General features: G+C 43.0%; 9 protein-coding genes and 1 pseudogene. 9 read left to right on the forward strand and 1 reads right to left on the reverse strand.

What is annotated here, in order from left to right; all coding sequences use genetic code 11:
- Window positions 1-201: 201 nt before the first annotated feature.
- The 8 genes and pseudogenes from JMX13_RS02570 to lpxC all read left to right on the forward strand — a co-directional run.
- A pseudogene (locus tag JMX13_RS02570) lies at window positions 202-528 on the forward strand (DUF2147 domain-containing protein); the annotation flags it as partial.
- A 231-nt stretch (window positions 529-759) separates the two neighbouring features.
- A complete protein-coding gene (gene murG, locus JMX13_RS02575) occupies window positions 760-1,845 on the forward strand; it encodes an undecaprenyldiphospho-muramoylpentapeptide beta-N-acetylglucosaminyltransferase (RefSeq protein ID WP_201544618.1) in 1,086 nt (361 codons plus the stop codon).
- A gap of 61 nt (window positions 1,846-1,906) precedes the next feature.
- Window positions 1,907-3,346 carry a UDP-N-acetylmuramate--L-alanine ligase gene (gene murC / locus JMX13_RS02580; protein ID WP_201544619.1) on the forward strand — a complete coding sequence of 480 codons (1,440 nt, stop codon included), beginning with the start codon at window positions 1,907-1,909 and terminating at the stop codon, window positions 3,344-3,346.
- Between the two features lie 233 nt (window positions 3,347-3,579).
- Window positions 3,580-4,509, forward strand: coding sequence for a D-alanine--D-alanine ligase (locus JMX13_RS02585; protein WP_201609489.1), 930 nt, complete (start codon window positions 3,580-3,582; stop codon window positions 4,507-4,509).
- 445 nt (window positions 4,510-4,954) lie between these two features.
- Window positions 4,955-5,752 carry a cell division protein FtsQ/DivIB gene (locus JMX13_RS02590; RefSeq protein ID WP_201609405.1) on the forward strand — a complete coding sequence of 266 codons (798 nt, stop codon included), beginning with the start codon at window positions 4,955-4,957 and terminating at the stop codon, window positions 5,750-5,752.
- Window positions 5,753-5,925: 173 nt separating this feature from the next.
- A complete protein-coding gene (ftsA, locus tag JMX13_RS02595) occupies window positions 5,926-7,218 on the forward strand; it encodes a cell division protein FtsA (protein WP_201609406.1) in 1,293 nt (430 codons plus the stop codon).
- A gap of 235 nt (window positions 7,219-7,453) precedes the next feature.
- A complete protein-coding gene (ftsZ, locus tag JMX13_RS02600; protein ID WP_149488760.1) occupies window positions 7,454-8,650 on the forward strand; it encodes a cell division protein FtsZ in 1,197 nt (398 codons plus the stop codon).
- Between the two features lie 348 nt (window positions 8,651-8,998).
- Complete coding sequence (lpxC, locus tag JMX13_RS02605) at window positions 8,999-9,916, forward strand: UDP-3-O-acyl-N-acetylglucosamine deacetylase (RefSeq protein WP_201609407.1); 918 nt, start codon at window positions 8,999-9,001, stop codon at window positions 9,914-9,916.
- Window positions 9,917-10,214: 298 nt separating this feature from the next.
- Here lpxC and JMX13_RS02610 read toward each other — a convergent pair whose 3' ends face one another.
- Window positions 10,215-10,730, reverse strand: coding sequence for a hypothetical protein (locus tag JMX13_RS02610; RefSeq protein WP_201609408.1), 516 nt, complete (start codon window positions 10,728-10,730; stop codon window positions 10,215-10,217).
- Window positions 10,731-10,894: 164 nt separating this feature from the next.
- On the opposite strand from JMX13_RS02610, the gene JMX13_RS02615 reads away from it, so the two are divergent.
- The gene (locus tag JMX13_RS02615) at window positions 10,895-11,620 is read left to right on the forward strand and encodes a CHAP domain-containing protein (RefSeq protein WP_201609409.1); all 726 of its coding nucleotides are present in this window, start codon (window positions 10,895-10,897) and stop codon (window positions 11,618-11,620) included.
- Window positions 11,621-11,671: the final 51 nt, after the last annotated feature.

Genomic DNA, 11,671 nt, shown 5'->3' on the forward strand with positions numbered 1-11,671 from the left:
TAATTTTATATGATAAAACAGTATTATCGATAAATAGGATGATACTGCGCGTTTTATAAAATTTTTATAACACAAGGACGTACTATGAACACATTTGCAAAATCACTTTTACTTACTGTAGGCTTAGCGTTTGGTTTTAGTGCTAGCGCGGCTGACCAGCTTAACAATACTAAGTGAACCACTTACAATGATAATGGCACGCCCGATGCGGTGCTAAGATTTTCTGAAAGCAATGGTAAGCTTTCAGCGAAAATCGTTGAAATTTTGGACCCTCGTGCTAAAGACAAAAAAGTCTGTGATAAATGCAAAGGTAAGTTCAAAAACAAACCTTTGACCGGAGCGACCGTATTGTGGGATTTAGAGCCGGACGCTAATGATCCTAATAAGTATGTTAATGGCAGCGGTATCGAGCCAGAGACTGGCAGAACCTTCTCTGGAAAAGCAGAATTACAAGGTGATACGTTGAAGCTACGAGGCTATAAAGGTATCTCGTTAATTGGTAAAACTCGTGTTTTAAAACGCCGTTAATCATTGCTGTTTTAATATTCACTCTTATTAAGACGATAAATTCAATAAAGCCAAGCCGCGATTGCTCACGGCTTGGATTTTTATTATTCACGCTGCATAAAATGCTGTCTATCAGGCAGCGATTTACACTATACTATGCGGGCTTTTATAGGCTCATTTTGGTTCGATATATAATGCAGTCAAAAGATAATAAGTCTTTCATATAAATAAAGAAAAGATAGGCAGGCGTTCATGAAAACACCGCATATATTAATGATGGCAGCTGGTACAGGCGGGCATGTATTTCCAGCGCTGGCGGTTAGCGAAGAGTTGACCAAGCGCGGCGCTGTTATTCACTGGCTTGGTACGCCAAATGGCATGGAAAATGGCTTGGTTGCACCAACTGGCTATCCTTTTCATGCGATTGATATGCAAGGGTTGCGCGGTAAAGGATTGGGACGCTTGCTGAAGCTACCCGTTACTTTATTTTCAGCGACGATGGCGGCGATTAAAGTCATTCGTGGCAATCAGATTGATGTGGTTGTTGGTTTTGGTGGTTACGTTACCGCGCCCGGCGGTATTGCCGCGCGTTTGACCAAGAAGCCGCTGATTATCCATGAACAAAATGCCATTGCAGGTATGAGCAATCGTTATTTGGCCAAGATGGCGACCAAGGTATTGCAAGCGTTTGAAAATACCTTTGCCAATAGCCAGCTAGATAGCAAGATAGAAACGGTGGGCAATCCGGTGCGCAATGCCATTAGCGGTGTTGCCGAACCCAGTGTGCGTTACGATGTGAATGACAGCTCGCCGCTTAAATTGCTGGTGGTGGGTGGTTCGCTCGGTGCGCAAGTGTTAAATGAGACGCTACCCAAAGCACTGGCATTGATTGACCGTCCGTTTGAGGTACGTCATCAATGTGGACGCAATAACGAGACCGCCACGCAAGCGGCATATGATAGTGAAGATTTAAGCGCCCATCAATTTACCGTACAGCCATTTATTGATGATATGGCAGCAGCTTACAATTGGGCCGATATCGTGGTTTGTCGAGCCGGTGCGTTGACAGTAACTGAAATTCAAAATGTTGGTATAGCGGCAATATTTGTACCGCTACCAAGTGCGGTTGATGACCATCAGACGGCAAACGCGCGTACCTTGACCTTGCATAAAGCGGGGATTTTGCTGCCACAAAGCGAGCTGACTCCAAAACGCTTGAGTAATGAGCTGGCCATGCTAGATAGGCGAGCTTGTTTAGAGATGGCAGAAAAAGGACATGCGCTTGCCAACCGTCATGCCTGCCAACAGGTAGCCGATATTATCTGGCAAGCTGTATAAAATCTAATTCTATTACCTATTATTAACCAAATTTGTTTGTCTACAATAAAGAGAAAACCCTATGCCAACCTCTGTTAAAGCCTTAACTAAGCGTTTGATTGAAATACCAGAAATGCGCCGTATTCAGCATTTGCATTTTGTCGGTATTGGTGGCTCGGGGATGTGTGGTATCGCTGAGGTCATGAATAACCAAGGTTATAAGGTCAGTGGTTCTGATATCGCAGAGAGCCTAGTCACTAAACGTTTAGAGCAGATTGGTATTGATATCGCGATTGGTCATGATTCCAAGAATATCGCCAATGCCGATGTGATCGTCGTATCGTCTGCCATCGACCGTAGTAACCCTGAAGTCAAAGCGGCGCTTGAAGCGCGTCTGCCCGTGGTACGCCGTGCTGATATGCTCGGTGAATTGATGCGTTATCGTCATGGTATCGCCGTTGCTGGCGCACATGGTAAAACCACCACCACCAGTCTGCTGACCACCATGATGGCGGAAGGTAAGCTTGATCCTACTTATGTGATTGGCGGTAAATTAAATGCTTCGGGTAAAAATGCCGCCCTCGGCAGCAGTCGTTTTTTGATTGCCGAAGCCGATGAATCTGATGCGTCCTTCTTATCTTTGCATCCGATGGCGGCGATTGTCACCAATATCGATCAAGACCATATGGAAACCTATGGCAATAGTTTTGATAAATTAAAAGCCGCTTATATCCAGTTTTTACAAAACATGCCGTTTTATGGCTTGGCGGTGGTGTGCGGTGACGACCCTGAATTATATGCCATGATTGATGATATTGGGCGTCCGGTATTAACCTTTGGTCTTGAACCTTTTAACGATGTACAAGCCATTGATTTGGTTAGCGAAGGTACAAAAACCCACTTTACTGTCTTGCGCCGTGACCGTGAGCCATTGCGTCTGACCTTGAATATTCCGGGCGTACACAATGTTTATAATGCGCTGGCTGCTATTACCATGGCAACCGATGAAGGCGTAGATGACGAGGCGATTAAGCGTGCCTTGCAGAAGTTTGAAGGCGTCGGGCGTCGCTTTGAGCAGCATGCGTCCGTAGAGATAGATGAGGGTAATGTTCTGCTGATTGATGACTACGGTCATCACCCAAGAGAAGTCGATGCGACCATTAAAGCGGCTCGTCAAAGCTTCCCTGAGCGCCGTTTAGTGATGATGTTCCAGCCACATCGTTATAGCCGTACGCGTGATTGTTTCGATGATTTTGTCGAAGTGCTCTCAAGCGTCGATGAATTATTGTTATTGGACGTTTATCCGGCTGGTGAAAGCCCGATTGCTGGTGCCGATACCAAAGCTTTGGCACGTAGTATCCGTTTGCGCGGTGCCGTTGAACCGACGATTATCGATAAAGCTAATATCGCACCGGTAATGCAGCGATTACTAAAAGCAGGTGACATGCTCATTACCCAAGGTGCGGGTAATGTTGGGCAAATAGCGATCGAATTGGCCGCCAATAATTTATATATCAAATAAGCCGCAAAAGAATTTTAGGAACGAGACCCATGACTATTCAAAACCCAGAAAACAATAAACCAGAACAAAATAAGCAAGAAAATGAAAATAACATTGATAAACGCATTGATCAAAGTATTAATGCAGACGCTAAAACCACGATTACCAATCCAGAACCGGCATTGGCAGCGGCGGCACAAGCAGAGCAAGATAAGATTGAAGGTGAGCAGCCAAAATCTAACACTGTTCCTAGTATGGCAAGCAGTAAAGTCAAAGACGCCAGTCAGTTTGGTAAAGTTGCCGTCATTTGCGGCGGCAGTAGCAATGAACGCAGTGTCTCTTTAGATAGTGGCGCAGCAGTCTTACAAGCGCTGCAAAACCAAGGCGTTGATGCGACTCATTTTGATCCTAAGGAGCAAGATATTACGGAACTTCGTCAGTACGATCGCGTCTTTAACGTTCTGCATGGTCGCGGCGGCGAAGATGGCTTATTACAGGGCGTGCTGCAATGGTTTAATATTCCACAGACCGGTTCAGGTATTTTGGCATCAGCACTCGGTATGGATAAAGTACGTACTAAGCAGCTGTGGCAAGGCTGCGGTTTATCGACTGCGCCATTCTCATTGCTAACCGCTGATACCGACTGGCAGCAAGTGGTTAATATGTTGGGTCTACCGCTGATTATCAAGCCAGTCCATGAAGGCTCCAGTATTGGTATGACCAAGGTTAATAACCTCGATGAGCTACCTGCTGCTTATGCAACCGCCGTACAGTGCGGCGATGTGGTCATGGCTGAGCGCTGGATTACTGGTCGCGAATTTACCATTGTTATCATCGATGATGAAGCTTATCCGGTTATTCGCCTCGAGCCTGCCGATATTACCAACTTCTATGATTTTGAAGCCAAATACAATCGTAACGATACTAGCTATTATATTCCTTGCGGTCTAAGCGCCGCTGATGAAAAACACTTGCAAGCGTTAAGCTTGGCGGCATTCCGCGCCGTCGATGCTAAAGGTTGGGGACGTATTGATGCGATGCAAGACAAAGCGGGCAATTTCTGGCTACTTGAGATTAATACCGTGCCGGGTATGACCAGTCATAGCTTGGTACCCATGGCGGCCAAAGCTCGCGGCATGGATTTTGACAGCTTATGCTGGCATATCCTAGCGCAAACCCTATAAATATCTAACGTAAAATAGCTTGTTTTGTTTTAGTCAAAACCTAACTTTAACAGTATTTTAATGACTATAAATAATCTTTCTAAACACACGCAAATGTATCGCTAGCCCTGCTATAACACAGCTTCGTGTAAACTTGTGTAAATTCGTTGTTCGTAGTAGGGGATAGGCTATTGTTTAAACGTAAAATACGTTAATATTGTAATTATTGGTCTATATTAGTGATATTTATGGTTATTTATGCAGCTTTCTCTTAAGTTATTCATTAAATAAGAAAAATGTTACGTTTTAATCCCTATAACTGCACTTTATACGCCGTTTTAAACAAATAAATTGATAACATGTCAGTTTCATCGATCGCTGCGAATGTTCAGCAGATTCACCTTTAATAAAAGCACTATTGGCATTATGCAAATAGTTTTAGGCAAAAATAGGGACGAAGTTTATTATGGCTCAAACTGTCAATGACGTCGCTGACTTGATGAGTGATAAGAGCCGTCGCCCGACCTCTAACTTTCAGGTACCGACTGCGTTAAGATATTTCTTTACGGTACTGGTGTTAGGTTTGCTTGTGCTGATATTAATCATGGGTGGTAAAGCATTACGCGACGCACCGCCGGCTGCTATTCACGTCGATGATCGAGATTTGACAGTTGCGCAGTATCAAGCGTTACAGCAAGTCATGAACCAACAGAGTGTCAGCAGTTTTTTCACTTCTGACTTGCAAGCGCTAAGAGATATTAGTACTGGCTTAGCTTGGGTTGACCAAGTGAGCGTTAGTCGTGATTGGCAGCGCGGTATTGTCATTAAAGCCTTACCAAAACAGGCAGTGGCAAATTTCGGTACCGAGCGTCTGGTTGATGCAAAAGGCGCCGTCTTCGTTCCTGCGGATAGTCGAGAGTTAACGCAAGAGAAATTTGCGACGTTGCAAGGCGATATAGCGCAAGCGCCCGTTATTATGCAACAAATGCAGCAAGTAAATGATTGGTATGCGCCGCTTGGTATGCAAGTTGAAGATATCATCTTGTCACCAAGAATGACTTGGCTGATTCGCTTTGATAATGGTCAACGTGTCATCGTTGATAATGAGAACACCGCGCAAAAGCTATTGAATTTAAGTCAGTTACTTGGCAATCAATTAAGCAATCGCCGCGATGAAATACAATCCGTCGATCTTCGTTACAAAAATGGATTTACTATCGCATGGAATCTGGCGCCGCCAAAAACTACTGAAACACCACAGTAGAAAAATCCATCGTAGAAGAATAAAACATTAAGAAAGCAGTCAAAACCTTATATTTGTCTGCTTTCTTGATATGAAAAGTTAACATATAATATCACCGCGTGTTGATAGCGCTTTTTAATGATTTAATGGGGACGTCATTTGGTCTCCTGTTTAGCGATAATTTGTCTGGTACCATGAAAAATACTGAAAATCTGGTTGTTGTCCATCTAAGTGCCACGGCAGTCTATGTCGTCATCGGCAGCGTTGTCTCTGCAAAAGACATTCGTATTATGGGTGTGGGGCAAGTTAAAAATAGTGACTTTTATCAAGGTCAAATAAAGCATCGTGAACGCTTGCAAGGTGCTATTAGACAAGCTATCCAAGAGGCAGAAGACACTGCTAATTGCCGTGTACATAGCGTTTGGTTGACTATGGCGACCCCTGAGCTGTTAAGTAAAAACAGTGCCGGTAATGTCAAGGTAGAAGACGAAGTCGTCCGTGCCAAAGACATGGTACAAGCGCTGTCAAACGCCAAGTCACAAGACTTGTCGCCTGACTATTATTTGATGCATTGTTGCCAGCAAGGCATTTATATCGACAATCAGGAATTTATGGTTGATGATGCTATTGATATGGTTGCGCACAATATCAGCGTGATGTATCACATGATGATGATGCCAGTATCTAGCCGTCAAAATATCCAAAAACTACTACAAAGCTGTGACGTCGGTATCGACCATATCGTTTTTGATGCAGTGACCAGCGCTGAATATAGTTTGATGCCTGATGAGCGCCAGCAAGGGGTTTGCTTGGTTGATATCGGTGCGAGTACCACCAGTATTTGTGTCTATAAAGAAAATAAGCTGATTTTTACCCATTGTATTGCCACTGGCAGCCATGAAGTGACGATGGATATTTCAGCCGATGTTGGTATCTCTATGATAGAGGCAGAAAGGCTTAAAAAAACGCATGGTACTGTCGATATCAATAGCGTCGATCCTAGCTCATTCTTCCTCTTTAAGCCGCAAGGATCGGGCGATGAGATTAACATCGGTACTTATAATTTAGCGCGCATTATCGAAGCGCGTTATGAGCAAATATTCACCGAAGTGGTTCGCCAATTACATGACGCCGACTTGTTAGGTTATATTGATAAAGGGCTTGTGCTCTCAGGCGGTGGCAGTGCTATTAAAGGTATGATACCTTTTGCTAAAAAGCTGTTAAGAATGCCTGTAGTATTGACCAATACCCATCCGGCTATTAGTGCTTATAATCATTTTGATAATGATGAGTCCTTTAAGCAGCTGAATATGCAGGTCAATGATCGCGCTTATCAAACGGCATTTGGTACACTACTATATAGTCAAAGCGAGCAGTTTCGCCGTAGTGAAAAAAGTGAACCGGAAGCGATTCAAAAAAATCGTGTCACGGGCGTTTTTCAAAGTGCCGGGCAACGTTTTGCCAGTGTACTTAAAAAGATATTATAATCCTGCTGCACTTTTACTGAGATTAAGCAGTTAACAGCATGCCGCAGTATTATAGGCAAGCATATTTAAAGCAACACCCTGTACAATAACGTCATATATTGGCTAAGCACAACTATTTAAGCCTTTGCCGTGTTTTATTTAAATACCTTTATATATAGTAAGTCGATAGCGCGCCATATGAGTGTGTTACCACGTATCGACCCATCACGCTATCTGCAACTGGAGAAACCTTTTTATGTCAAAATACACCATGCCAGATGATAATCAGCTTCAAAATAACGGCCAGGCAAGCTTCACTGTATTCGGTGTGGGCGGCGGCGGCGGTAATGCGGTTGAGCATATGGTACAACAAGGGATTAGAGGTGTAACGTTTGTCTGTGCCAATACGGATAAACAAGCGCTCGATCGTCTCACCGCGCCGCATAAATTGCAGCTTGGCGCTAAAACCAACCGTGGTTTAGGTGCAGGAGCAAACCCAGAAGTGGGTCGTGAAGCTGCAGAAAGCGATGAAGAAGCGATTCGAGCCTTACTTGAGCACTCAGACATGGTCTTTATCACCGCCGGAATGGGTGGTGGTACAGGTACCGGTGCAGCACCCGTCGTAGCACGTATTGCTAAAGAAATGGAAGTGTTGACCGTCGCGGTTGTTACGACACCATTTAAGTTTGAAGGCGGCAAACGTATCAAGGCTGCTAAGGCCGGTATCGAGCAGCTGACCAATTTCGTTGACTCTATCATTACCATTCCAAATGACAAGCTCATGAGTGTGTATGGCAACATCTCTATGCAAGATGCTTTCAAAAAAGCAGATGATGTATTGTTGCATGCGGTTCAAGGTATTGCAGAAACTATCGCCAGCGAAGGTATGATTAATATTGACTTTAACGATATCCGCACTGCGATGACTGCTAAAGGTCATGCAATGATGGGTATCGGTCGCGCTAGCGGCGATGATCGTGCGCGTCAAGCGACCGAAAAAGCCATTAGATCACCATTGCTTGATGATTTACGTTTAGAAAATGCTAAAGGTCTGCTAGTTAACGTGATTTCATCTGAATCTTTATCATTAGATGAAATGAGCAAAATCAGTGTTATCGTTGAAGAAATCACTGATATCGATGATGCGCATATTTTCTACGGTTCAGTTATCGACGAAAAAATGGGTGATGATTTGCATGTGACTGTGATTGCAACTGGTCTGACTTTAGATGAAAATGCGGGCGAAGAGCCTGAAGTCGTAGAGCAGCCTGTACCATCGGTAAACAGCACGCAACCTGTTGACCCAAATTTGCATACCAGTGCGCTAAACAGTCAAAAGCAGTCTCAGGCTCAATATCAAGAAAGTCCGATTCGCTCAAATGCAACTCAAGAGCAGCCTAAAACTAAAACCAACAGTATTCAAGACTATCTTAAGCGCCAACAGAATAAATAATCCTTAAAATGAATGGTTATTTTAGATAGTATGAATAAAAAGAGCCAGTATTTCGATACTGGCTTTTTTGTGCCTATTTTTCAAATTCGCTTCAAAACTTTAATTTTTTTACTTATAAACTGGCTATTTATAAAATTATAATCTGTAGAGTTAGATGTTAGTAAGCTTTTAAGCATTGATTGCTCAAAGATTGAGCATTTATTGCCTGATAAAAATTAACGTTAAGATGATTACGATAAGTGTTATCAATCAAAGAGATAAGCAAATTAACGCTTTTTAGCGCTAGCGAAATAGGGGTGGGTAATGCTACACTATGGCAATTGTAACAAAATATGTGAGAAGACAGCCATGAACCAACGAACCATAAAAACAGCAATAGCCGTTACAGGTACTGGTCTTCATAGTGGTCAACCTGTTGACTTAGAGTTTCATCCACAACCTATTAATACTGGCATCGTTTTTGAACGTTCTGATATTGCCGGTAGTAATCCTATTCCTGCTAGTGCCTTTTTGGTACAAGATACCATGATGTCATCGAACCTAGTCTTCGGTGGCACGCGTGTCGGCACGGTCGAGCATTTGCTCAGTGCGGTCGCAGGTCTTGGCGTTGATAATCTATTGATTCGCGTGTCGGCGTCAGAGATACCGATTATGGATGGTAGTGCAGCGCCGTTTGTGGGTTTACTGCTCCAAGCCGGATTTTGCGAACAAGAAGCGGCAAAGCGCTTTATTAAGATTGTGCGTCCGGTACGCGTGAAAGTTGACGATAAATGGGCAGAGCTGCGTCCTTATGACGGCTTCGAGTTAAACTTCGAGATTGATTTTGACCATCCTGCCATTGATAAAGACTTTCAGCATGCACAGTTGCAGTTTTCAACCCAAAACTTCATTGAGCAATTGAGCTCAGCGCGTACTTTTGGCTTCTTACGTGATATCGAAGCCTTACGCCAGAATAACTTAGCGTTAGGCGGTAGCATGGACAATGCGATTGTTATTGATGATGCCAGCGTTCTTAATGAAGAAGGCTTACGCTTTAATGATGAATTTGTACGTCATAAAATTCTAGATGCACTAGGTGATTTATATCTGATTGGTTATCCCATTTTAGGTCGTTTTAATGCTTATAAATCTGGTCACGCGCTCAATAATATGTTGGTGCGGGAGATACTATCAGACCCTAGTAACTTTGGAATTGTAACTTTTGATGACAATGTAAGCTGTCCTATCGAATATTTACCTTTGAATAGTATAACCGTTGAAGGATGAATACAGGAATATACACGAAGTATCGAAACATTTACGCAATATTACATAAAATGGTTATAAGTAAGGCTTAATAATATTCGTTTAAATAGATATTTTCTTTTTCATTTTACGAATAACCTGCTTCAGGGTAGGTAAAATAATAGATGTGGGAAATAAAAAAATCAGCGCTCGGTGATGTTCACATTGTGAATGGCACTGAGCGCTGATTTTTTCTATGGGAGAAATTACAAAAACGCAGCTTTAGCAGGGTTAACTATGGGTTTAATTTACATAACTTTACAAAGTAAACTACGCTATTTTAGGAATTAATCAAGCGTAAAAGCGCCTTTTTGAGATTTTTATCAGTGGTGACATGCTCTGCGGCCTGTGATATAGTCCGCTTTGTGTTTTGGCTAAGAGCCTGATTTCCATGGGCTTTAAGAGGCTTTGGTAGAGATGCTGACAAGGCTTGTGATGATTTGGAATAATCATTATGAGCAGAATTTTTGGCTACTACGACGCGAATTTGCTTGAGTTGTTTAAATGTAATTGACTGCTCCGTTAGTACCTGCAAATAAGCGCTCTGTAAATAGCGAATGTGATTGGCAGCAGTCATCGAGCCCACACTGAGTATGAGTTGCTCAGAGGTTAAGCCCACGACCCAGCAGTTATTGAGGATTTCATCAGGTAGACAATCTACCAAAAGCTCTTTTACCTCGGTCGTTGCTTGTAGATATAAACGCATATTGTCAGCAAGTGTTTGAGGTAGCGCGTTGCCAGCAAAAGCTTGATGATCAATCAGTTTAGCAAGGCGGTTAGGTTGTTTTTTTGACATCGTAAGCACTCATCTAATAGGTGAAAAAATCGATATTCATCATAAACAGCGAGCTTTTGTACTAAGGATTTTATCATGTTTATTTCATGGTTATCTTCCCCAAATTAATTCATGCTTTGTCACGGACGGCGAGCAATCCTGTATTCACAATAGGTAGTAAATTTATGAAACAAGCTTTATTAATTTTGTCAGTATTGGGAATGGGTATAGCGCAGACGAGTGGTGCTGTCGAAACAACCTTTCAACCAAATAATACCTTGAGTCATACCATCACAAATATCTCTACTTCTGCGAACTACGGTTCAAGTCGCAATATTTATAGCACTAATAGCGGTGCTTATGTTTCAAGCAATGATGAAATCAGTCAAGCGATTGATAATCTCAGTGCCCATGCCAAGCAAAAAGAATATAAGCTTGCTTCGCTAACCAATCGTTTGTCTTATGAGCAGCGTCAGCAGCAAGCAAGCTCAGTGCCAGATCGTTATTCTGCTCCTGCCATTGCTGCAGCCAATGCTGCACGCGTCGCGCTTTCAAGCAGCTCTGGTTACTGTGCGCGTTATGTACGTAAAGCACTACAATCAGCGGGTTATGAATTTACGCCTAACCCATCAGCTTATCAGTATGCCTCTCGTGGCACACTCGCCCAAGCTGGCTTTGCTAAAATCAGTAACAATATACAGCCACAAGTTGGTGATGTCGTTGTCTATGATCGCAGCTCAAAGCATCCACATGGTCATATCCAGATTTTTGATGGCAATGGTTGGGTCTCTGACTTCCGTCAAAGCAGTATTAGCCCCTACAGCGGTGTTTATAATTATACAACCTGGCGCGATTCTCAATATGTTGACGATGCCTCTAACCGTGGTATCTACCTTGCCATGGCTGACTAATAAGCAAGCGTTAAGTAATTATCGCAAGTTTTAGAATGAAATGTTTTCTCC

The organism is Psychrobacter immobilis (assembly GCF_904846285.1).
Lineage (GTDB): Bacteria > Pseudomonadota > Gammaproteobacteria > Pseudomonadales > Moraxellaceae > Psychrobacter > Psychrobacter immobilis_D.

Bases quoted from the DNA above. Each gene is read 5' to 3' on its own strand.
- murG (WP_201544618.1), top strand. From the start codon at position 760: ATGAAAACACCGCATATATTAATGATGGCAGCTGGTACAGGCGGGCAT.
- murC (WP_201544619.1), top strand. From the start codon at position 1,907: ATGCCAACCTCTGTTAAAGCCTTAACTAAGCGTTTGATTGAAATACCA.
- JMX13_RS02585 (WP_201609489.1), top strand. From the start codon at position 3,580: ATGGCAAGCAGTAAAGTCAAAGACGCCAGTCAGTTTGGTAAAGTTGCC.
- JMX13_RS02590 (WP_201609405.1), top strand. From the start codon at position 4,955: ATGGCTCAAACTGTCAATGACGTCGCTGACTTGATGAGTGATAAGAGC.
- ftsA (WP_201609406.1), top strand. From the start codon at position 5,926: ATGAAAAATACTGAAAATCTGGTTGTTGTCCATCTAAGTGCCACGGCA.
- ftsZ (WP_149488760.1), top strand. From the start codon at position 7,454: ATGTCAAAATACACCATGCCAGATGATAATCAGCTTCAAAATAACGGC.
- lpxC (WP_201609407.1), top strand. From the start codon at position 8,999: ATGAACCAACGAACCATAAAAACAGCAATAGCCGTTACAGGTACTGGT.
- JMX13_RS02610 (WP_201609408.1), bottom strand. From the start codon at position 10,730: ATGTCAAAAAAACAACCTAACCGCCTTGCTAAACTGATTGATCATCAA.
- JMX13_RS02615 (WP_201609409.1), top strand. From the start codon at position 10,895: ATGAAACAAGCTTTATTAATTTTGTCAGTATTGGGAATGGGTATAGCG.